This is a genomic window from Methanobacterium paludis (genome assembly GCF_000214725.1).
GTDB classification, from domain to species: domain Archaea; phylum Methanobacteriota; class Methanobacteria; order Methanobacteriales; family Methanobacteriaceae; genus Methanobacterium_C; species Methanobacterium_C paludis.
The window spans coordinates 17,579-39,410 of the sequence record NC_015574.1; the positions used below are offsets into that span (position 1 = coordinate 17,579).

20 protein-coding genes are annotated in these 21,832 nt (G+C 37.2%); 9 read left to right on the plus strand and 11 right to left on the minus strand.

Translation table 11 applies throughout. From position 1 onward, the window contains the following. Nucleotides 1-18: 18 nt before the first annotated feature. On the minus strand, nucleotides 19-1,239 hold the full coding sequence (locus MSWAN_RS00090) for a bifunctional 5,6,7,8-tetrahydromethanopterin hydro-lyase/3-hexulose-6-phosphate synthase (RefSeq protein ID WP_013824567.1): 1,221 nt from the start codon (nucleotides 1,237-1,239) through the stop codon (nucleotides 19-21). A gap of 250 nt (nucleotides 1,240-1,489) precedes the next feature. Then, nucleotides 1,490-2,782, minus strand: coding sequence for a TrpB-like pyridoxal phosphate-dependent enzyme (locus MSWAN_RS00095; protein WP_013824568.1), 1,293 nt, complete (start codon nucleotides 2,780-2,782; stop codon nucleotides 1,490-1,492). Nucleotides 2,783-3,103: 321 nt separating this feature from the next. Between MSWAN_RS00095 and MSWAN_RS00100 the strand changes: the two genes are divergently transcribed. From MSWAN_RS00100 to albA, 7 genes are all read left to right on the plus strand, one after another. Next, nucleotides 3,104-4,132: a DUF1786 domain-containing protein gene (locus tag MSWAN_RS00100; RefSeq protein WP_013824569.1), complete on the plus strand. Its 1,029-nt coding sequence runs from the start codon at nucleotides 3,104-3,106 to the stop codon at nucleotides 4,130-4,132. Nucleotides 4,133-4,200: 68 nt separating this feature from the next. Further along, entirely contained in the window at nucleotides 4,201-4,848 is a 648-nt protein-coding gene (locus MSWAN_RS00105; RefSeq protein ID WP_013824570.1) for a PHP domain-containing protein, read from the plus strand. A gap of 466 nt (nucleotides 4,849-5,314) precedes the next feature. Further along, complete coding sequence (locus tag MSWAN_RS00110; RefSeq protein WP_013824571.1) at nucleotides 5,315-6,109, plus strand: DUF63 family protein; 795 nt, start codon at nucleotides 5,315-5,317, stop codon at nucleotides 6,107-6,109. Nucleotides 6,110-6,192: 83 nt separating this feature from the next. After that, entirely contained in the window at nucleotides 6,193-7,710 is a 1,518-nt protein-coding gene (locus MSWAN_RS00115; RefSeq protein WP_013824572.1) for a 2-isopropylmalate synthase, read from the plus strand. An 87-nt stretch (nucleotides 7,711-7,797) separates the two neighbouring features. Continuing rightward, on the plus strand, nucleotides 7,798-8,562 hold the full coding sequence (locus tag MSWAN_RS00120; RefSeq protein WP_013824573.1) for a response regulator: 765 nt from the start codon (nucleotides 7,798-7,800) through the stop codon (nucleotides 8,560-8,562). A 310-nt stretch (nucleotides 8,563-8,872) separates the two neighbouring features. Further along, nucleotides 8,873-10,066: a nitrogenase component 1 gene (locus MSWAN_RS00125; RefSeq protein ID WP_013824574.1), complete on the plus strand. Its 1,194-nt coding sequence runs from the start codon at nucleotides 8,873-8,875 to the stop codon at nucleotides 10,064-10,066. A 189-nt stretch (nucleotides 10,067-10,255) separates the two neighbouring features. After that, nucleotides 10,256-10,531 carry a DNA-binding protein Alba gene (gene albA / locus MSWAN_RS00130; protein ID WP_013824575.1) on the plus strand — a complete coding sequence of 92 codons (276 nt, stop codon included), beginning with the start codon at nucleotides 10,256-10,258 and terminating at the stop codon, nucleotides 10,529-10,531. Between the two features lie 443 nt (nucleotides 10,532-10,974). Here albA and MSWAN_RS00135 read toward each other — a convergent pair whose 3' ends face one another. The 5 genes from MSWAN_RS00135 to MSWAN_RS00155 form a co-directional block, all read right to left on the minus strand. Further along, nucleotides 10,975-12,213, minus strand: a complete 1,239-nt coding sequence (locus MSWAN_RS00135) for a beta-alanine-activating enzyme beta-propeller domain-containing protein (RefSeq protein ID WP_013824576.1) — start codon at nucleotides 12,211-12,213, stop codon at nucleotides 10,975-10,977. Between the two features lie 132 nt (nucleotides 12,214-12,345). Next, nucleotides 12,346-13,521 carry an ABC transporter permease gene (locus MSWAN_RS00140; protein ID WP_013824577.1) on the minus strand — a complete coding sequence of 392 codons (1,176 nt, stop codon included), beginning with the start codon at nucleotides 13,519-13,521 and terminating at the stop codon, nucleotides 12,346-12,348. Beyond that, nucleotides 13,511-14,587 carry an ATP-binding cassette domain-containing protein gene (locus MSWAN_RS00145; RefSeq protein WP_048188137.1) on the minus strand — a complete coding sequence of 359 codons (1,077 nt, stop codon included), beginning with the start codon at nucleotides 14,585-14,587 and terminating at the stop codon, nucleotides 13,511-13,513. Before MSWAN_RS00145 ends, MSWAN_RS00140 begins: the two co-directional genes overlap by 11 nt. 14 nt (nucleotides 14,588-14,601) lie before the next feature. Continuing rightward, complete coding sequence (locus tag MSWAN_RS00150) at nucleotides 14,602-15,078, minus strand: PadR family transcriptional regulator (protein ID WP_013824579.1); 477 nt, start codon at nucleotides 15,076-15,078, stop codon at nucleotides 14,602-14,604. Nucleotides 15,079-15,734: 656 nt separating this feature from the next. After that, nucleotides 15,735-16,004, minus strand: coding sequence for a hypothetical protein (locus tag MSWAN_RS00155; protein WP_013824580.1), 270 nt, complete (start codon nucleotides 16,002-16,004; stop codon nucleotides 15,735-15,737). A gap of 346 nt (nucleotides 16,005-16,350) precedes the next feature. Here MSWAN_RS00155 and MSWAN_RS00160 point away from each other — a divergent pair, with 346 nt between their 5' ends. Further along, nucleotides 16,351-17,019: a sugar phosphate isomerase/epimerase family protein gene (locus tag MSWAN_RS00160; RefSeq protein WP_227716971.1), complete on the plus strand. Its 669-nt coding sequence runs from the start codon at nucleotides 16,351-16,353 to the stop codon at nucleotides 17,017-17,019. 84 nt (nucleotides 17,020-17,103) lie between these two features. Beyond that, entirely contained in the window at nucleotides 17,104-18,213 is a 1,110-nt protein-coding gene (locus MSWAN_RS00165) for a DUF362 domain-containing protein (RefSeq protein ID WP_013824582.1), read from the plus strand. 466 nt (nucleotides 18,214-18,679) lie between these two features. Here MSWAN_RS00165 and MSWAN_RS00170 read toward each other — a convergent pair whose 3' ends face one another. The 4 genes from MSWAN_RS00170 to ala all read right to left on the minus strand — a co-directional run bounded on the left by MSWAN_RS00170 (nucleotide 18,680) and on the right by ala (nucleotide 21,811). Next, the gene (locus MSWAN_RS00170; protein ID WP_013824583.1) at nucleotides 18,680-19,468 is read right to left on the minus strand and encodes an HAD family hydrolase; all 789 of its coding nucleotides are present in this window, start codon (nucleotides 19,466-19,468) and stop codon (nucleotides 18,680-18,682) included. A gap of 178 nt (nucleotides 19,469-19,646) precedes the next feature. Beyond that, on the minus strand, nucleotides 19,647-20,321 hold the full coding sequence (locus MSWAN_RS00175; RefSeq protein ID WP_227716972.1) for a LysE family transporter: 675 nt from the start codon (nucleotides 20,319-20,321) through the stop codon (nucleotides 19,647-19,649). A gap of 280 nt (nucleotides 20,322-20,601) precedes the next feature. Next, the gene (locus tag MSWAN_RS12915; protein WP_013824585.1) at nucleotides 20,602-20,763 is read right to left on the minus strand and encodes a hypothetical protein; all 162 of its coding nucleotides are present in this window, start codon (nucleotides 20,761-20,763) and stop codon (nucleotides 20,602-20,604) included. Between the two features lie 55 nt (nucleotides 20,764-20,818). Further along, nucleotides 20,819-21,811: an alanine dehydrogenase gene (ala, locus tag MSWAN_RS00180; protein WP_013824586.1), complete on the minus strand. Its 993-nt coding sequence runs from the start codon at nucleotides 21,809-21,811 to the stop codon at nucleotides 20,819-20,821. Nucleotides 21,812-21,832: the final 21 nt, after the last annotated feature.

Here is a 21,832-nt window from a genome sequence, read left to right on the forward strand (position 1 = left end):
AAATTTTTATATTCACCTTTAGACGGATTCATCCTCATCAAGGGCGAGCCTCATTGTGTCAGGGTCTTGTGGCATGTGGTCCAGGAAGTCCTGAGCGGAGCGCCTTACATCTCTTGAACCTATGATATACCTTCCCACAACAATGATGTCTGCACCGCTATCGAGGGCAGTGTTGACTTTATCCGGTGTTATACCGCCTGCAACTGCAACAAGTTTTCCTTCACCCAAGATACTTTTGATCTCGTTGATGTTACCCCATTCGGTTCTTTCACCCTGTTTTTCTCCCCTTTCAGCTTTGGAGGTTTCCATATCGACGTTCCTGTGTAACAGAACGATATCTGGTTTGAGTTTAAGTCCCCTGAGTTTTTCAACGAAGTTTTCAACGTTCATCATATCGAGTATGGAATAAATTCCCTGTTTGGACGATTCATGTATGGCCTTTTCAATGGATTCCACAGTTCCAAGTCCGGATATTGCAATGGCATCTGCTGTTTCATCTGCTGCCATTTTAACTTCAACACGACCAACATCAAGGGTTTTGAGGTCTGCTATTATGAATGCGTCCCTTCTAAGTTCCCTTATTTTGCCAACAACTCCAACACCGAATTTTTTAACGAGTGGTGTTCCTGCTTCTATTAAAACACGTTCCCTGTCCGGGAGTGTTTTTATTATTCTCTCCATTTCAGTGAGGTTGTCGAGGTCGAGTGCAACCTGTAGGTATGGGGAGTTCCATAATTTGGTTACTTTGAATCCCATTATTGGATGGGTACCTCTGTCTTTTTCTGCTAAAACTTTTTTAACTGATGGATAACCTTCCATTGCTCTTTTTATTGCCAATTTGGTCGCTCCGTAGTTGTACTGGTAGATCTTACGGAAGTCCTTAGCACTAGGGCTTATGAACACACTTACCATTATTACAATGTCTTCTGCTTCTTCTTGGGGTATAATTCCCTCTGCCACAGCATCTGCCACAGCTCGACCCACAGCTGTTTGTGCTGGGCCGAATATTTTATCTGCATCCTCAAGATCCCTTACTGTGACCTTCGGAATGATCAAAGTTGCAGGTTTGGTCATGAGGTTGGGTCTTATAACTGATAAAAGTGGAGTGTGACCTATTGAAAGATTCGTCATGTTATTTACGAATGCATCTCCTACAGGACCTTTTTTATCTCCGATTACTAAATCAACGTGAGCTACTTCATCGCCATTTCCTATTAAGGCTTCACCTATCTGATACATAATTATTATCCTCCTTTAATCTGAATATTTTATGGGTTGAATGAGTATAAATAAATATTTCAAAAGTTTAGTGGAATCAAGATTATTTGAATAAGTACTGAATAAGTTAATGAAATAGAAATTCAGTTCAAAGAAAATTAACTCTATAGATTTAATCTAATTTTTTTTATAATTAAAACTTTGTTCAAAGAGTTCTCAATTAAATAGATAGTTCGTATAATTAGATCAAAAAATAAATAAAAAAGAAGATTTAATCCTCTAATTTACCTTCAAAGAAGTCACTGTAACCTTGAAGGTCCAGCAGGCCGTGGCCTGAGAAGTTGATGACGATGTTTTTCTCTTCCCCAGTTTTCCTACATTTAACTGCTTCATCCATTCCTATTTTAATGGCGTGACAGGTTTCAGGTGCAGGTACAACCCCTTCACATTTTGCGAAGGTCTGGCCTGTTTTGAAGATTTCGGTCTGTTTGACTGTACGTGCATCCATCAGTCCTTCGTGCACGAGTAATGCAATTATAGGGGACATTCCGTGGTACCTTAATCCTCCTGCATGATTTGATGGTGGTATGAATTCATGACCCAATGTGTACATCTTCAAGAGGGGTGTAAGGCCTTCTGTGTCACCGTAGTCGTATCTGTATTCTCCCTGTGTGAGTGTTGGGCAGGATTCAGGTTCTACGGCTATGAACTGGCAGTCCAGGTCTCCGGATATTTTGTCCTTCATGAATGGGAAAGCTGCACCACTGAAGTTACTTCCTCCACCAACACATCCAACCATTACATCAGGTGTTTCATCGATTGACTCGAACTGTTTCTTGGTTTCAAGTCCGATAACTGTCTGATGGAGCATCACATGATTTAGAACACTTCCAAGAGAATAATAAGTCTTATCATCGCTTAAAGCGTCTTCAACAGCTTCAGATATGGCTATTCCAAGGGAACCTGGATGGTTTGGATCTTCAGCCAGCTTTTTTCTTCCATAAGATGTTTTATCACTTGGTGAAGCCAAAACTTCTCCATCATAGATCTGCATGATAGTTTTCCTGTAAGGTTTCTGCTGGAATGAAGATTTAACCATATAAACAGTGCAGTCAAGTCCCATAAGAGAACATGCAAGGGATAATGCTGTACCCCATTGTCCTGCACCAGTTTCTGTTGTAAGCCTCTCTGCACCATCTTTTTTAGCGTAGTAAGCCTGTGCTATGGCACTGTTAAGCTTGTGACTTCCGGTTGGGGAGAGATCTTCACGTTTGTAGTAGATCTTTGCAGGAGTGTCCAGGTAGTCTTCAAGACCGGTGGCCCTGTAAAGTGGATTTGGTCTTCCTACTTTTTTGTAAACTTCACGTACCTCTTTTGGAATCTCTATCCATCTTTCTTGGGACATTTCCTGTTCTAAAACGCCCTTTGAAAATATTTTTGGCAAATTTTCAAGTTGATGTCCTTCTTCTGTCTGTGTAGGTGCTGGAAGCTCCACAGGTAGGTCTGCTGCTATGTTGTACCATTTTTTTGGAACATCCTTCTCATCTAACATAACTCTGTACATAAAATCACCTTTTTTTAATGTATCCAAATTCCTTTAAAGTCAAATTTATAATTTGTATAATCTGTGCGTTATTTAAAACTTCTTTGTATAGATCTGTACAATAGATTTTTTTAATCCAAATTTTAACAAAAAAACTTGTGGGGGGGTGTTCAAAACCATTATGAGGCTATTCACAGCACGATTTATACAGTAATAAATTGTTTAAGTAAATATTTAAATTTCTTGTTTATATTTATAGATTTACATAAATTTACGTTTTTACATTTTCCTTGATGCACGATCTTCTCAAACTTAATATAAATTAAGAACAGATATACAAACATGAAGATCTTGGCGGTTGATGTTGGTGTGGGCACCCAGGATATAATGCTCTATGATACAAACGATGAAATCGAAAATTCGGTTAAAATGGTGCTGCCGTCACCAACAAGCATATTTGAAAAAAGGATAAGAAGATACAGAAACGATCTATTCATAAATGGCCAGACAATGGGCGGAGGGCCTATAAATAATGCCATAAAAAACCACCTGGAGAAGGGTTACAGGGTGGTGATGACACAAAGTGCTGCTAAAACAGTAAGGGACGATCTGGATCGTGTGAGATCCCTTGGAATCGAAATTGTCCCTGATGGAGAAAAACATCCTGATATAGGTAAAATCGAACTTAAGGATGTGGATCTTGAGGCTATATGGGAAGCCTTATCTAAATTCGATGTTGAACTTGATTTTGACCATATAGGAATTGCTGTTCAGGACCATGGGTTCATGGAAGGTGTTGGAGATAGAAATTTCCGGTTCATGAAGATAAGAGAAAAATTGGAGGTTCCAAAAAGCCCAGAAGAATTCGCCTACTTCAACGAGGTCCCTGAATATTTCACAAGGATGAACGGAGTTTTAAAGACACTTAAAGGATACGAACCCACGTTAATGGATTCCAAGTTTGCATCAATCTGCGGTGCAACCTGTGACGACATTGTTAATGGTCTTGATAAATTTGTTGCCATGGATATTGGAAACGGTCACACACTGGCAGCATCATTTGAAAATGGTAAAATAATGGGAGTTTTTGAGCATCATACTCGCACTTTGGACCCATTCAGGATGGAATATTTTGTAAAAAAACTTGCAGATGGAACTATAAGCCACAAAGAGGTTCATGATGATGGAGGTCATGGTGCATGGGTTGCACGGCCTATAGGTAATTTTGAATGTGTTGTTGCAACCGGACCAAGGCGCGGTATCCTGCAGAAAACAGATTTTAAGGTGCATTACGCAGCTCCAGCAGGGGACGTAATGATGACGGGTCCAGCTGGACTTATCAAAGCCATAATGTCAGAATATAAGCATTAAATCTCTTAGTGAACTCTTAATGACTAAAGAGTATAGATTAACTAATAATGGATTAATTGGATGATAACATGATATTGGACCCCCATATACACAGCACATACTCAAGTGATTCAACAGCAAAGCCCAGGGACATAATCAAAAGAGCAAAGGCCATAGGCCTTGATGCAATTGCAATTGCAGACCACAACACCATCAAGGGTTCTCTGGTGACTATAGAAGAAGCAAAGGATTTTGATGACTTCATTGTATTGCCTGCCATGGAGATAACATCAAGCAAAGGCCACATAGTTGCATTGGGAATAAAAGAAGAAGTAAAACAGGGTTTAACTCCAGAAGAAACCGTTGAAAAAATAAGGGAAGCTGGGGGGATAGCTGTTGCAGCCCATCCCTTTGTTAGGTACAGGGAAGGGCTCTGCGACTACGTTAAAAAACTGGATATTGATGCAATAGAGACTTTGAACTCACGATACATCTTTGGATACTCAAACTGGAAGGCCAAAAATCTCGCAGCCAAAAGGAACCTTCCAGAGATAGGTTCAAGTGATGCTCACTTTTTAGGAGCTATTGGAAGTTGCGTCACTGAACTTGAGGCAGATTTTTCTGTTGAAAGTATAATAAAAGCTATATTATCTGGTAAAACCAATGTTTTTGGGGATAGGACTCCTCTACCTTTGATACTCAAGGAAGTCATTAACAAGAAGATTAAAAGGATTTAATTTTTAAAAGGATTTATTGATTGAACAGATTTAGGAGTATTTTAGGGTTATTATGGACTGTTCTAGAATTATTAGTGACTCAATACTTAATTAATTATATCTTATTGTTTTTTTCTCATTTCTTTTTTTTAGCTTCTAAAAGATTTATTTAAATTTATTTTTTCATAACTCCTATTAATCTTCTATTAATCTTCATTTCTCTCCCTTTTCTAATAATGCCTAATATAATATCTATAATTCTAAAACTATCTTGTTTGTACTAAATTTCTACAATTTAACCCTTGATACTTTTGTTTTTCCTAATTGTTTTGATTTACGAAATTATTGGTTAGAGAATTTTAATAATACAATAAGTTGTAGTTAGATAATTTTAATAAAATATCTGAATCAGTAGAATTCGCAAAAAAAATGAAAAGGAAAGATCAGAACAAGATAAAGCTTAAACTATGAAAATCAAAATAGATTTATGTTCGATCAAATTAGCCAGTTTGTGAGGCAGAACTTCATTTACCTCCACCCAGGATACACACTTCTTAACACGGTGGTTTTTGGGATTATACTGGGTATTTCAATCATTTTACTAATAAAAATGTTTAAATTTCTTAAAAAAGATCCAAAAGACCTTGTAATTCCATTAATTCCCTTTATATTCTTTGGTTCGAGTGCGAGGGCCCTTGTGGACAACGGTATCTATCCGTTAACCTACATATTGGTCACACCAGGAATATACCTTTTAACAGGTTTTATAGCAATAGCCTCAGTTTTATCGGCAGTTCTCATAGAGAGAAAAACCAATTTTGATTACAGGTACACAATATTTGCTGTTGGGGCCGTAATGTGCATACCCAACATAATATACTTAGGTCCTATAAATTGGGTGGCATTCTTTGAAGTTATTGGAATATGGGCAATTATTTCCTCAATATTTGTTCTTTTAAGAAATAAATGGTGGTTATTAAAGGATAAATTTAATTTAAGTGTTTTAATGGCCCATCTGTTCGATGCAACATCAACTTTTGTTGCTGTTGATTTTTACGGCTACGGAGAACAGCATGTGCTTCCAACATTCCTTACAAATTTGACTGGTACGGCTTTTGTGATGTATCCACTTAAAATAGTGGTTATATTATCTGCTTTATATGTTATAGATAGTTACGTTGAAGATAAGACCATAAGAAACATGTTAAAACTTGCAATATTTATTTTGGGTCTTGCACCAGGACTTAGAAATTTCCTGAGTATAATTATGGGAACGTTCTAGAGAGAAGTTGAATCAACACAATTTATTTTATTAAGGTACTTACAATATTTTTATACAATTGTCAAACCAAATGAGGTCTTTTAATGTATATAGAAACGGTAAAAAAGAATATGAAACTACCAAAAACAGTGAGAATATTAGATACCACGTTAAGGGATGGTGAACAAACTCCCGGCGTTGCAATGACAGTCGATGAAAAAATAAGGATTGCACAGAGGCTGGATAAGTTGGGCGTTGATACTATTGAAGTTGCATTTCCAGTTTCATCCCCTGGTGAAAGGGAAGTGGCACGTGAGATCCACAAACTCAACCTCAACTCCAACGTGTGCGGTTTGGCAAGAGCACTGAAAAAGGATGTAGATGCAGCCATAGATTGTGATGTTGATTACATCCACACCTTCATAGGAACGTCTCCGCTTCACAGGAAGTACAAACTCAAAATGGGCAAAGAAGAGATACTAAGTAAGGCTGTGGATACAGTTGAATACATAAAGGATCACGGTATAACAGCAGAGTTTTCAGCAGAAGACGCCACAAGAACAGAATTTGATTACCTTAAAAAAGTTTATGGGGCTGTTGAAGATGCTGGTGTGGATTACATAGATGTTCCAGACACCGTAGGGGTTATGATACCGTCATCAATGAACTACCTCATATCTGAACTTAAAAAGGATATAAAAGTCCCTATAGGTGTTCACTGTCACGATGACTTTGGACTTGCAGTTGCAAATTCACTCAGCGCAGTTGAAGCAGGGGCAGAGCAAGTTCATGCAACAATAAATGGTTTAGGGGAACGTGCAGGAAATGCATCCCTTGAAGAAGTTGTAATGGCGCTAATAACCAGGTACGGCATCAAGATGAACATCAAAACGGAACTGCTTGTAAGCATATCAGAGTTCGTATCCAGAATTACGGGGGTTAAAATGCCTCCAAACAAGGCCATAGTTGGAGATAACGCATTTGCACATGAAGCAGGTATACATGTTCATGGTGTTCTTCAAAAGGCTGAAACATACGAACCAATAACTCCAGAAATGGTTGGACACACCCGTAGAATAGTTTTAGGAAAACTCACAGGTGCAAATGCCATCAAGGCTAAGTTAGATAAGTATGGGATAGAATTAAACGATCAGCAGTTTGAAAAGGTGTTCAATCAGATAAAAGGACTTGGTGATAGGGGTAAATGTATTACCGACGCGGATTTAAAGTCTATGGCTGAAAACGTGCTTGGAAAAGCTCAAAAAGAGATCGTAAAACTTGAAGGATTCTCTGTTATGACAGGGGACAATGTCATGCCCACAGCCACGGTGAAGCTCAACATAGACGGCGAAATAAAAACAGCAGCAAAAACAGGAGTAGGGCCTGTCGATGCGGCTATAAATGCAATTCAAAGTTTAATGGGTGAAACTGTAGATATAGAACTCGATGAATATCACATAGAAGCCATAACTGGAGGTACAAATGCACTTGCAGAAGTTTTTGTTATAATGAGTGATGAAAACGGAAACAGGGCAACAGGCAGGTCCACAGTTGATGATGTGGTGATGGCCAGTGTAGATGCAGTTTTAGATGCCATAAACAAGATACTCATTGAAAGGTAGATTGGGCAGCATTGGATTATAAAATGTACTCTAACCAGTGGGACATAAAAAAAATGAAACATCTAGGTAACCTATCGGGGGATAATCATGGTGGCTGCAAAGATTTTAGTGGTTGAAGACGAGCGCATTACGGCTGAAGATATAAAAAGTGGCCTTCAAAATGCAGGGTACATAGTTCCTGCAATTGTTGACTCTGGGGAAGATGCTATAAAGAAGACTGAGGAGTTTGGCCCAGATTTGGTGCTCATGGACATTAAATTGAAGGGCGAAATGGACGGAATAGAAGCTGCAGGGCATATAAGGCGGCTTTATGATATTCCGGTAGTATACCTCACGGCTTACTCTGATAGTAACACCGTTCAGCGTGCTAAGATGACAGAACCCTCAGGCTATGTTCTTAAAGAACAAACTGGACTGATTAAAAAGCCTTTTGAGGAGAGTGAGCTTCATGCAGCTATTGAAATAACCCTTCACAGGCACAAAATGGAGAGGGATCATGATAAGTTGTGCTCTACCCTGCTCAGGAGTGTCAATGAGGGTGTCGTTACTGTGGATTCCCATTGTAAAGTTAAGTTCATGAATTCGGTTGCTGAGGGTTTGACTGGTTGGTTGGAGCTGGATGCTGTGGGTATGAGTTTAGGAGATGTTTTGGGTTTTGATGAAATTCCTGGATTGGTTGATGAAGTTTCATTGAGTGATGCTGTGGGTGGAGATGATCTGATGTTAACATCCAGAGATGGCTCCCAGATACCTGTTAATGGCACCATAACTCCAATAAAAGATGAAAATCAGGAAATAGAATCTTTTATTGTAGCTTTTCACAGGGTTGTCTTTAAATCAGTTAAATCCTAACAAAAATTAACCAGGTCTTAAAAATTGGTCTGAAGTTAAAAACGATCTAAAATTAGATTTGATTATAATATGATTTAACTGATTATGTAATCAATTTTTTGGTGTTTATTTCTGCCAGTAACTCATTTTAATGCTTTGTTTTTTTATAACATTATAATATAAACTTTTAAATGATTTCAGGTGATCTATATCTTTTTATGATTTTTTTTTAAACTTAAAATCATAGTTCCATATTTCTTCTTCTATTCAGTTTCATAACTGTTCAACATAAAAAAACAGATTAAAATATTCCCAGACCCAATATAAATACATGGAATCCCAGAAAACATGCAAACTCTTTGGGGCGATTAGGGCAATTTTAGGAATTAAAGGTGCATTACCTTTGATCCACGGCCCGATAGGTTGTGCATACCATATAAGATACATTTTAAGCGCCAGAAGTGCCAGGCAAGTGAGGGTCCTGAGCACTGAAATGGATCAAAACGACGTTGTTTTTGGGGCAGAGGAAAAACTTGAAAGTAAGATCCTGGCTGTAGATGAAAAATATTCTCCAGAGCTAATAGCAGTTTTAACATCATGTGCAAGCAGCATAATAGGAGAGGACATGGAGGGTGTAATTAAACGGGTAAAAAATCATATTAACGCTGAAATAATGTGGATAAGCGCTGGTGGATTTGAAGGAAACCAGACAGACGGCTACGAAGAAAGTTTATCCGCCCTTATAAATTTGATGCACGAGCCCCGGATCAAGAAAGACCACGTAAAAAACTCTATAAACCTTGTGGCACAGTTCAGAGGAGGGCCTGACCTTAAAAACCTTAAAAAATATTTTAAAAAGCTTAAAATTAATATAAATTGCGTTCTTACATCGGGAGCAACGCTTCAGGAAGTTAAAAATGCAGGGGCTGCCGATTTAAACGTTTCAATGTGCGAGGCTTCTGGAATAGTTCCCTGTGAAATCATGCAGAAAAAATTTGGAATCCCCTTCCTATCAGAAACAGTTCCTATAGGTGTTTCAGCGACTTCAAATTATTTCCAGACTATATGCGAGTTTTTAGACATGGAATACACACTTCAGGAAGATGAGGAGAATGCAAAACTTAGTATAAAAAAATATTTAAGATATACTGATGGTAAGAAGGCTGTTATCATTTCAGGGTCAACTCGAGCCATTGCCTTTACAGAATTTCTTCAGGAACTCAGTGTTGAACCTGTGCTGATCTGTCTTGACTTTGAGGGCAGAGATACCCTGAAAAAATTGGCAGAAATTACTTCCAAGAAAAATATCAACCCAGTTATATTGAAAGAGCCGGAATATTATGAAATTTTGGATTACACCGAAAAATTAAATCCAGATATTATCTTAGGGGGACTTGGCGAGATAGGCATCTCCAAAAAGTTTGATATACCATTAGTTGACGTTATGCATTCTCAGGAAATTACTATGGGATTTGAAGGGGCTTTAAAACTTGCAGAAGTCATTAAAGAAGCTTTAAATTGTTAAATTTCATTCAGATTTGTAAATTTCATCCAACTTCAATTTAAATTGACCTAATTTTTCAGATGGTCAAGATTTTTCTGGACCACCATTTAGATCATAAGAAGATCGTAAAACGTATTAGTATGTAAAATCTAAGATATAAATACTTAAAAGCTTAAAATAAAAGTAAGGTATTCTTTGGAGGTTAAAGTGATGTCAGAGGAAAATGTTGTATACATTGGAAACAAACCGGTAATGAACTATGTTTTGGCTGTCGTAACCCAAATGAATGGTGGAACTTCAGAGGTCATGTTAAAAGCAAGAGGACGAGCCATAAGTAGAGCTGTTGACGTTGCGGAAATCGTGCGGAACAGGTTCATAACCGATGTAGAACTTGGAACCATAGACATATGTACCGAAGAAATTCTCAATAACGAAGGATCGTCTACAAACGTTTCAGCTATTGAAATACAGCTTTGCAAAAATTAACAGTTTTAAAGCCCCCAAATTGAAACCTGATGGTTTCATTTTTTTTATTTTAAGAATATTTTTTGAATTACTATTGCTAATTCGTAGTTTAATACTACTCCTGAGACCAAAGAATTTTCTATTATTCCCTTAAAACCTCAAATTAGTTACTTTTCAGGCCTTTCAACCCTCCCCAAATATCTCAAGGAACAAACCTACTTTCCAATTGTGAGTTAACTCCCGTTTTGTAAGTTAAATTTGAGTCTTTTAATTTAAATGGCATTTTATGGATTTGAGTAGATATATAACTCAAATATATGTTTAATTTGAGATATTAATTGATTTAAGGTCATAAAATAAAAATAAGCTAAAAAAATAGAATAAAAGAATTAAATTAAAAAAAAGAAAATAAAAAAATAGAACTTAAACCTCTTGATTGGTTTTAAAGCTCTTTTATAACTTTCCTATTTCTTTCTCCTACCCATCAATTTCCTCACGACTATGAGTGCAGCTACCAGTACTATGAAAACTCCAACCAGGTAGTATGCAAAGTCTGAAATGGGTCCGCTCTTTTTGTCAATGTTCATTGAGTAGAGGTATCCGTCGTTACCGCCTATGTATACCATGTTTCCATATGCGATTGGTGAAGATTTGAAAGCTGAATCAAAGAGATAGTATCCTGGTTCATATTCCCATGCCTCTTTACCACTGTACTTGTTTAACACATAAACGGTTCCATCGTCTGATCCAACTATTATTCTGTTTGAATAGAGGGCAGGTGTTGTTTCAACCGCTCCACTTGCAGTGTAAGTCCATTTCTCTGTTCCATCTCTTGTATCGAGGCATGCAACCTTTCCATTGTCAGCTCCCACAAAGAGACTGTTGTCATTTGCATCGATGGTTGGGGATGATTCAACAGATTTTCCCATGGCATAAGTCCATACAATTGAACCATCTGTGGCGTTTAAAGCGTAGACTTTACCGTCTCCTGATCCAACGTAAACGATTCCATTTGAAACAGCTGGAGAAGATTTTATCTTATCCCCTGTTGTGTACTCCCAGAGTTTGGTGCCATTTTTGGTGCTTATTGCGTAAACTTTGTCGTCATCTGAACCTACGTACAGAACTCCATCTACAACTGTTGGAGCGGATTTAACAGCATTTCCTGTTTCATATTCCCAGTCCATGGTGCCGTTTGAAGCATTGATGGCGTAGATACGTCCATCATCTGAACCAATATACACATTGCCCCCGTCAACTGCAGGAGATGACTCAATGGAGTTTCCTGTTTTGTATTTCCATTTAACATCACCATTTGTAGTGTCCTGAGCATATAAATACCCGTCCGTTGAGCCAATGTAAAGAGTATCGTTAACTATTGCGGGAGATGATATTATTGCTCCACCTGTTTTGTAGTCCCAGAGATTCGTCCCGTCTTCCAAGTTAACTGCGTTAACGTCTCCATCTTTGGTTCCAAAGTATATTATTTTGTTAATTATTGCGGGAGATGATTCTATTGCACTTCCAGCGTTGTAGGTCCATAAACTTGTGGCAAAATCAGCAGCTTGATCCAGGTACCCTGTGTGTTGCACATCCTCATGGAACATAGTCCAATCGCTGGCTGCAGCAGGTGCAACTGAAAGGGGGCCTGCAATAAAGCACATTAAAAGAAATCCTATTAGTATATTCTTTTTTGCGAGCATTACTATCACCTATATTGTATTTCATCTTTATTTGTCTTTAGATTCATCAAATGGATTATTTTGAATATTTTTATTTTTTATTCTAATTTCTCCTTATTTCCATCTTAAACTTTTTTTTATTAATTTATATCATTAAACGTCTCTGTTGAATTTTGTAACACCCAATGCAAAGAATAACAGGGTGAATCCAAGAAGTACTGCAACATCTATCCATATATCCCCTAATCCTGCACCTTTCAACATCACAGCCCTAAGAGCGTCGTTAGCATACGTTAAAGGGAATAGATAAGCTATTTTCTGGAATATCCATGGCATGGTCTCTATTGGATAGAAAACTCCTGATACAAACATCATAGGCATGGTAAATGGCATGACTATCTGAGTGTAATCCTCCTGGGAGTTTACCCTTGCGGATATCATTATTCCAAAGCCCACAAAGCACAGCACCGAGAGCACAAGAAGTAGCAGTGTCAATACCATGCTTCCGTTTATAGTAACGCTGAAGAGTACTATGGCTGCTATAATTAATATTATTGCCCTAAAAGTTTCTATTGTAAGTTTGGATATGATTTTACCGAAGATAACGGTGGCAACACTTGTAGGGGTCATGAAAAGCCTTGCAAGTTCCCCTCGCTCACGTTCGCCTGCTATAGATTCTCCCATTCCAAACATTGCCGAGAACATCACGGTCATTGCTAGAATAGCAGGTACAAGGAAGTCTATATACTTAATATCTCCGTAGAGCTTGTTTATCTGGAAGTTCACAGAGTTCATCATGTTCTGGACATTTAAACCTGCAAATGCTGATTGAGATGTGGTAACCTGGGCAGTTTGGGCTTGAATCTTTTCAATTCCTATCTGTTGGGATATTTGACTGAAAAGTGCCTGTGTTTCTGGTACAAGTGCCTGTGTTGCCATTTGATCCGATGAGTCAACGTAAACAGTCACAGTCTTGGATTGGTTGCCCGTAATATTTTCATAATCACTTGGAAGGATTATTGCGGCTTTGACTTGCCCATCCACAACCATCTCTTTTCCTTTATCTGGATCTGCTATTATACTCTTTACATCGTACAGATCCAAACCTTTAATTGCGTTGAGACTTGCATCTGTAACAGGGCCGTTGCTCTGTTCTACAACCACAACAGGGATGTTCTGAATTTCTCCACCCATACCATAGCCGAAAAGGGCTATCATCAGTATCGGAAATACAAAAAGTGATATTAAACGAGGTTTATGTCTCCAGAGGACTAGCATATCCTTTTTGATCATCCACATTATTTTCTTTGTTTCCACCTCATTCACCATCCACTTTCTTTTTAGCAGTAACCGTCATGAAAACATCCTCCAAAGATGGGTCTTTTGTATGTATTGATGTTATATTTCCCCCATTTTCTATTATGGTTGAAATTACTCCGGTTACAGCATCTTCTGCCTTACTTATATCCATAGTTATTCTTTCAGAGTGGTCTTTCCTGATTTCAAAGACGTAGGGGAGATTTCCTGTTTTCTGGATGATCTCCTCGTTCAAGTTGCTTATCATAACACTTATTTCTCGTGTTTTGTCCTTTTCCTGCTCTACAACAGCTTCTTTAAGTTTGTTAAATGATGAAGCTTCGTTTATAGAACTCTCATTTTCAAGGTCCTTCATGATGGCGCTTATATTGGACTCTTCCTTCGCCTTATTTTCGGCCATTACACTGTCCTTAAGTCCCTGTGGAGTGTTATATGCTGCAAGCTTTCCTCCGTTTATAATTCCTACGTTGTCGCAGAGCATCTCCACTTCGTACATGTCGTGGGAGCACAAAATTATGGTGTGGCCCTTGTTGTTCAGCTCTTCTATAAGATCCCAGAGAACCCTTTTGGTTGTTGGGTCAAGACCAATGGTTGGTTCGTCCAGGAAAAGAATGTCAGGTTGATGTATTAAACTTGCTACCACTGACACCTTTTGTTTTTGTCCTCCTGACATTTGATGAACTTGCTTGTTTTTAGCATACTTAATGTCCACCAGTTCCATGAGTTCATCGATCCGTTTTTCTTTAAGGTCTCTGGGCATTCCATAGTAATCGGCACAGAGTTCAACATTTTCCTGGGCTGTTAAATCACCGTAAAGACTTACCAACTGGGGAACCATCCCAATTTTTTGTCTTACTTCATTTGGGGATTTTTTTATGTCGTAACCTGCTACTTTGGCAGTTCCAGATGTTGGCTGGATCAAACATGTGAGCATTTTGATGGTGGTTGTTTTTCCAGCCCCATTTGGACCTAAAAATCCGAATATGCTTTTGTTATCAACTTTAAGATTTAAACCATCTACCGCCAGAAAGTTTTTGTATCTTTTGGTTAGATCAAGGGTTTCTATGGCGTATTTCACAATTACAACTCCTTTCATTCTTTATTTTTGAGGAACATATCATTCCAGAATTCTTCGCAGTGGGGCATTATATGACATTTAAAAATCAGTTTGATTCTCATAATTGTACCTGCACCCTCTTCGGTTATTTCGTAATATTTTACTTTTCTTTTGCCTTGAGATTCCCATGTACCTTTTATTAATCCTCTTCTCTCCAGACCGTGGAGTACGGGGTATACCATACTTGGGCCCGGAACTTTTTTCTGGTTTTCTGAAGGGAAAAATTCGTTGAGTTTGGTCATTACTTCGTATCCATGCATACGTTCCCTGTTTATGAGCCAGAGTATCATGGCTTTGCCGAATCCTCTCATAAACCCTTTTATAATTGCTTTATCATATTTGGGCAGATTTTTCAGATCTTCACATTTCAGATCCTCGCAGCTCAATTCATCAGTTTCTTCTTCATATTCTGGTTGTGCTTCGTCCTTAGGAGGTGCACGTCCATTTTTCATAAAATTTCACTCCACATCATATATTATACTTTATGATATATCAAATTTTGATATAGTTTCAGGAATATAAATACTGTATAAATCAGTATATAAATGCTTGGTTAAATTTAAAAAAGTGATCAATGCGGTGGTGGGGGATTACTTAGATTAAGCTGATAACTAATATTTTTTGATGTTTTAAGCAATTTTAGAGGTGTTATATGGTTATTATTGCCAACTATTTTCATTTTTTGACTCCTAAGTGTCATTAAAGAGTTATCAAATCTAACTCATTGTGTGATCTTTGAAAATGTTAGGCATACCTAATTAAGTTAGGTAAACCTAAAATTTTCATCCTATATAAATGTTTGCAGTAATTAAAGCCTTGGATATTTTTTAGATGAATTTCAGGATTCAAAAAAAGTTTTCATGACACTTAAGATTTAAAAAGACCTCTTAACGGTTTTAAACCTTAAAAAAGAATTAAATTTCCAAAAAAAAATAAAAAATAAGAAAAAACTACTATTAACTTTATTTAATTCATTTTGGATTTAATTTAAAATAATGCACAACAATAATTTTACATGGAGTTGTAGTTTCAGTTATTCAAATTTAATAATTGAAATGATAATAATTGAATGAAAAACTGAAACCTCTAAATATGGCTTTCACATATTTTACAGTTTCTTACCCATTTTTTTCATCATATCCATTACATCCATCTTATCCTCTTCTTTTGGCGGATTTTTATGGCCGTTTATTAGTGTGTAAGCGAAAGACGCTCCTATAACTCCAATAAAAATTGCAATGGCGTTTACAAAGTTATGCCCTGGCATTTTGGTGTTTGCTGCGTATCCCATCCATGCGAGCGCTTGGAGGGCTAGAAACGTTACCACAATGAATGTAACCGCTCCCAGTATGATTCCTGCAATGATTTTTCTGTCCATTTTATCATAATTCCCGTTATTTTATAGTTATATGAAAACTATCTTCTAACATTTGCATATTATTAATGATCTTGAATGAATTCCAAAGGATCTATTCAACTACGAATAATATTTCAATTTATATTTCAAAGTTAGGAATGAAATAATATTTCAACATTATGAATAATGGTATATAGACATTATCATATCAATATTTTCAAGGAGTGAAAATGTAAATAGCTGGAGAGGGCTATTCTTTAGTAGAGTAGGGGTTGATAGTATAAAAATTGGATTTTCTACACTAGCATTATTTGCAAATTCCTTTGACGAATGGATTCAAACAGCAACAGATGACAACTTTCAGATCATGGAGATCCTTTGTGAAGGCCCATGGACATGGCCCAGAAATGCAATGAAACTCTGCAAAGATTCCTTTGAAGTTTTCAAATCCTCTGATATAGACCTTTTCCTGCACGCACCAACCATCGATCTGAACCCTGCAAGCCTTAACACGGGAATAAGGGAAGAAACACTGCGTCAACTTATGGAAACTGTAGATATGGCTGTAGAAATCGGTGCTGTGGCCATAACAACACATCCTGGATTGATTCACCGCCTTGAGGATCGTGTTCGGAATATGGGGATGCATTTTGCAGTTGAAACCCTAAAAAAGGCCAATGAATATGCAGAAGACCGTGGAATAATCCTTTCAGTTGAAAATATGCCCAATAAATATGCATATTTTTGTAACAGCGCAGCAGAACATCAATATTTTGTTGATGAATGTGGGTGCCATGCAACTGTTGATATAGGTCATGCAAACACCACAGGAGACCCGGAATCATTTTTGCAGATTAATGGGATATATTACTACCATTTGAGTGATAATAATGGGGAAAAGGACCAGCACCTTTCCCTGGGTGAGGGAAACCTGGATCTGGACATTATCAATGGGATAGATAACGTTATAATAGAGTTAAACAACTATGAAAGCGTCTTGAAAAGCAGAGAAATTCTTCTCAACGGCTTTAAATAGTGGATCGTTTTAGATGGGGAAAAATAAATAAGAGATAGCAAAAATAGATTTAGTCGAAAAACTAATCGTTGAGAGGGATATTTAATGGCAAATAATGTTTATTTTACAGATTTCAAGTCAAGAAGTAGTGAAGATAACAAGATAAACAAGGTCAAACGACTTTTTGAAGCTGCAGGCTTTGGAAACTTTATGGGAGAAAACGATCTTACTGCTGTTAAACTCCATTTCGGTGAGGTAGGCAACGATTCATATATAAATCCTGTTTTTGTGAGGCAAGTAGTCGAAAAAATAAGTGAAAATGGTGCTAAACCATTCTTAACCGATACCAACACACTTTACTACGGAAGCAGACACAACTCTGTGGACCATATGAAAACTGCGGTGCTCCATGGATTTGACTACGCTGTTGTAGGTGCTCCACTTATCATTGCAGATGGTCTCATGGGTGATAACTTGCAGAACGTTGAAATCAACCTTAAACACTTTAAAAAGGTTAAAATTGCAGGGGATATTGAGAAATCCGATAGCATGATTGTGATGTCCCACTTCAAAGGTCATGGGATGAGCGGATTTGGAGGTGCATTGAAGAACCTTGCAATGGGATGTGCTTCTTCTAAGGGGAAGGTTGAACAGCATGAATGCGCCAAACCATTAATTAATGAGCTTTGCACAGGGTGCGGAAACTGTATTGAGGTATGTCCAGTATCTGCAATGAAGCTTGAAAACCAGAAATCCGTTATTGATTACGATGAATGCATAGGATGCAACAACTGTGTGGATAACTGCCCAGAGTCTGCAATAGATCTTGACTGGGATAAGATGGAAACTTTCATGGAAAACATGGTTGAATACGCCTATGGGGCCGTTAAAAACAAGAAAGGTAAGGTTGGATACATCAACTTCCTCATGAACATAACACCTGACTGTGACTGTCTCCCGTGGAGCGACAGGCCCATAGTCCCAGATATAGGAATTTTAGCTTCTTCAGACCCTGTTGCACTCGATGCTGCAAGTTACGACCTCATAAACCAACATGAAGGATTTAAAAACTCTTTACTTCACATGCACCACGGTGAAGGTGAGGATAAATTCACCGGCGTCTGGAGTGGTGTTGATGGACACGTGCAAATTAAATACGGCGAAAAGATCGGTCTTGGATCTGCAGACTACCAATTAGTGGACATAGATGGCTAGTACTTCGCTTTAATTTCATTATTTTTGCTTTAATTCAAGTATTTTTGAAATAAAATGAGGATTAAAACTTGAGAAACATTTAAACGGTTTAAAAGTTTGAAACTCATAAAAATTTGTTTTAAAATTAATAATAACCGTATCTAAGAAGATATGTCCAACTGATTGTTCTACGGTAGAATTCGACAAACTATGATACGGTCTATAATTTTCTACGGTAGAATAATAACAGATTCTTAAGTTTTAAATTTATATATAACCTATGAACAAAAACGTTTGATTTATATTAAGGTTTATAAATCCATAAAATAGTCCAATAATTCTTAAACAACAGTTTAAATCATTAAATATCAATTTAGATCATCAAATAACAATTTAAATCATCAATAACAAATTAAAATACATATCCAATGAAAAAAACCAAACAAAATTAAATAAGCTAAATATTAAACAATTCAAAAAATTTAATCTAAAAATCAATTTTAAGGATCTCTTTTATATTTTCAACCACAAAGTCTGCAGCATCATAAACCCTTTTACTCACATTCTTATCCTGTTGAAGTGTTAAAACCCCAATATCTGCTTCTTTAAGTGCAAGTATGTCGTTTAAATCGTTTCCAACCATCATAACTTTGTAGTTTTTCTTAAGATTCTTTACAATTTCCATTTTCCTTCGGGTATCTGCTGTTCCAAAGACATTTTTTTCGGGAATGCCCACATATTCTGCAAGTTTTTGAAGCGAACCCTGCCTGTCTCCTGATGCTACAAAAATCTCAATACCCCTATCTTTTAGCTCATTAATAACTTCTGGGACTTCTTTGAATACTCTTCCCCCTGAGGTTATTGTGAACTCAATTTTACCCTCTTCAGTATTGGCTATGAAACCGGATCCACTGCATATTTGAACGTTGTATTTTTTCTCGATCACAGCATTCAAAGTATCCTGAAGATCTTTTATTAAAGCTTTATCATCTTTAAGGATATCTAAAAGACCAGTTTTATCCACATCTGCGGCTGAGTAACTTATATCAAACTTTACCAGATTTTTTTTAAGGAAATGATGGATGGTCTGGTCTGGTCTTGCCTTTCTTATACATTTTGATGGGTCTGTCTGCAGTACAACAAGGGCCCTTTTGTTGTCGTAGTCCACTATATCAATTGAGCTTACATCATCACAAATAGCGCCTGTTTTAATGTATTTAAGAGCTCTGTATCTTTCTATAAGTGTACCTGAGTTATCGAAGACAATCGCTTTCATATTATCAACTACCGTTAAATGGTATTTAATTTATTGCCTTAAAGAATTGTTGATCCTGTACTCATGAGTTTCAACGTTCCAACAAACAAAGGAAGTTAATGGGGCCTTTAAACGATTTGAGGGGCTTTAATTATAAAATCAAATATGTGTAATTTGTTGGATGTTTGCTTAATTATCTTTAAATTATCTTTTGTGAACTTAAAACGAAGTAAATTCCTAAAATGATCAAAAAAACACCACAGACTGTCATGATTATTTTGTAGTGTCTGTTCGTCATCACCCCAGATCCCTTGTTTGTGAAGAATGATACAAGGCTGTACCATCCAAGATCAGATGCCCAATGCCCAATAAAGAATGCCAAAACTCCAAAAACACCCGCAAGCTCCAAGCCTTTGAATATAAATGTACAGCCGATGGTTGCCCACCAAATGAAGAAGTAGGGATTTGATACACTGGCAATAAATCCTCTAAAAACAGATCCATAACCCGTGGATTGTTTATCATCTCCCGAAGTTTGGCTGTCACCCTCTGAAAGTATGGAAATTTCTGAAATTTCTTCGGTGGATCTCGCAGTCTGGTAACCTATAACCATTAGGGTAATGCCTCCAAAGATTCCTATAAACATGGTTGCAGTTTTTGAACCGATTAACCAGTTAAGACCCCCAATAATCAGTATGACCAAGATTAATTCGGCTATAATATGCCCTAAAACAATTAAAGGTCCAGCTTTAAACCCTTTTTTCAGCGAATCTGTTATGGTAACAGTTAGCATGGGTCCTGGAACCAGGGATCCTGATAAGCCCACTACAAAGGATGTCAATGCAAATAAAATTATCTCAATCAATTGTATCACGATTAATTATCTTGGTTATTTATTTAGTATCATATTTCCAGTTGAAGGTGTTTGGTAACTATCATTCAATCCAACAAAAGACTTCTAACTATCAAACCTTTAAATATCAAACCTTTATTTAACTATCAATTCTAAAATAAATAGGGCTTGTTATCCAAAATAGGATTATATCTGGATTCTTTACTAATCTCTATAAAATGAGTTTATATCCTAAATAAGTTTATTAAATCTACTAAACGAAACACCAAACGAAAAATAATATTATTAATTTATCTGGTGATTAACATTCGTTTAGAACTTTCATTATCTCTGAAAGATGATAATCAATTGTTTTCATCTGTTCCTTGCTTAGGGATCTGGATCTTATTACAAATCTAAAACGTTCGAATACATGCCCCATTTTGTTAAGAACGTCTGTTCTGTATATTTTCTCTTGATACATTCAAACACCTAACTATTGTTGGATTTTTAATTGTATAAAGTTAATGATACATGGATCAGTCAAGGAAATTGATCTTTTGGCCGATGTTATTTTTCACAGCCTTTCGGTACACATTCCATGCAGTGACAATGTCCTGAACTGCAAGTCCAGTTGAATCGAAGATTGTTATATCATCATCCAATTCTCTACCCGGTTTTTCATTGATTATGACGCTTCCAAGTTTGGCTTTTATGTCATATTCTTTTATAATTCCTTGGGAAACTGGAACGTTGATCTCTCCACTGTGGCTGGCCTGTTCCCAGCAATCGATAAAGATATTGGCCTTTTTAAGTAATTCTGCTTCTAATTCCTGTTTACCCGGGGCATCAGCACCCATAGCATTTATATGTGTCCCGTTGGATATCCACTCTGCTTTTATGATGGGCTTGTTTGAAGGAGTTGTGGTAACAACAACATCAACATTATCAACGGCTTTTTGAGCAGAATCAACAGCTTTAACATCCACGCCGTACTTTTTGGAAGCTCTTTGTGCAAAGTCTTCCCTGGAGGTGCATTTTCTGCAGAAAACCCTCACTTCATCGATGTCTATAACTTCGTTGAGGGCCATGAGCTGTGTACTGGCCTGATTTCCTGCTCCTAAAATTCCAAGGGTTTTTGAATCGGATCTGGCCAGATATTTGGTTGCAACACCTGCTGCAGCACCGGTTCTCATGTTTGTTATCAACGTTCCATCCATCAGGGAGATTGGATATCCTGTTTGTGGATCTACAAGTTCAATAATGCCCATAACAGTTGGTAAGCCGTGTTTTATGGGATTGTCAGGATGGACATTTACGCACTTTACTCCTGCCTCTTCAAGGTTTTCCATAAAACAGGGCATTATCCTGAGGTCCCCGTTGTATTTATTGAAAAATAAATATTTTTTAGCTGGCATCTGAACTCTGCTTTTGGCATGTTCAATGTAAGACAGTTCCACATCTTCAATGACTTCTTTCATAGTTATGAGTTCTTTTACTTCATTTTGTTTCAGTAGAATGGTTTTAGACATCAATACACCCCATGTATTAAT

Excerpts from the sequence above, each read along its gene's own strand:
- MSWAN_RS00105 (WP_013824570.1), top strand. The coding sequence starts at position 4,201 with ATGATATTGGACCCCCATATACACAGCACATACTCAAGTGATTCAACA.
- MSWAN_RS00110 (WP_013824571.1), top strand. The coding sequence starts at position 5,315 with ATGTTCGATCAAATTAGCCAGTTTGTGAGGCAGAACTTCATTTACCTC.
- MSWAN_RS00135 (WP_013824576.1), bottom strand. The coding sequence starts at position 12,213 with ATGCTCGCAAAAAAGAATATACTAATAGGATTTCTTTTAATGTGCTTT.
- MSWAN_RS00090 (WP_013824567.1), bottom strand. The coding sequence starts at position 1,239 with ATGTATCAGATAGGTGAAGCCTTAATAGGAAATGGCGATGAAGTAGCT.
- MSWAN_RS00160 (WP_227716971.1), top strand. The coding sequence starts at position 16,351 with ATGGAGATCCTTTGTGAAGGCCCATGGACATGGCCCAGAAATGCAATG.
- MSWAN_RS00115 (WP_013824572.1), top strand. The coding sequence starts at position 6,193 with ATGTATATAGAAACGGTAAAAAAGAATATGAAACTACCAAAAACAGTG.
- MSWAN_RS00155 (WP_013824580.1), bottom strand. The coding sequence starts at position 16,004 with ATGGACAGAAAAATCATTGCAGGAATCATACTGGGAGCGGTTACATTC.
- ala (WP_013824586.1), bottom strand. The coding sequence starts at position 21,811 with ATGTCTAAAACCATTCTACTGAAACAAAATGAAGTAAAAGAACTCATA.
- MSWAN_RS00100 (WP_013824569.1), top strand. The coding sequence starts at position 3,104 with ATGAAGATCTTGGCGGTTGATGTTGGTGTGGGCACCCAGGATATAATG.
- MSWAN_RS00095 (WP_013824568.1), bottom strand. The coding sequence starts at position 2,782 with ATGTACAGAGTTATGTTAGATGAGAAGGATGTTCCAAAAAAATGGTAC.
- MSWAN_RS00125 (WP_013824574.1), top strand. The coding sequence starts at position 8,873 with ATGGAATCCCAGAAAACATGCAAACTCTTTGGGGCGATTAGGGCAATT.
- MSWAN_RS00165 (WP_013824582.1), top strand. The coding sequence starts at position 17,104 with ATGGCAAATAATGTTTATTTTACAGATTTCAAGTCAAGAAGTAGTGAA.
- MSWAN_RS12915 (WP_013824585.1), bottom strand. The coding sequence starts at position 20,763 with ATGTATCAAGAGAAAATATACAGAACAGACGTTCTTAACAAAATGGGG.
- MSWAN_RS00140 (WP_013824577.1), bottom strand. The coding sequence starts at position 13,521 with ATGGTGAATGAGGTGGAAACAAAGAAAATAATGTGGATGATCAAAAAG.
- albA (WP_013824575.1), top strand. The coding sequence starts at position 10,256 with ATGTCAGAGGAAAATGTTGTATACATTGGAAACAAACCGGTAATGAAC.
- MSWAN_RS00150 (WP_013824579.1), bottom strand. The coding sequence starts at position 15,078 with ATGAAAAATGGACGTGCACCTCCTAAGGACGAAGCACAACCAGAATAT.
- MSWAN_RS00120 (WP_013824573.1), top strand. The coding sequence starts at position 7,798 with ATGGTGGCTGCAAAGATTTTAGTGGTTGAAGACGAGCGCATTACGGCT.
- MSWAN_RS00170 (WP_013824583.1), bottom strand. The coding sequence starts at position 19,468 with ATGAAAGCGATTGTCTTCGATAACTCAGGTACACTTATAGAAAGATAC.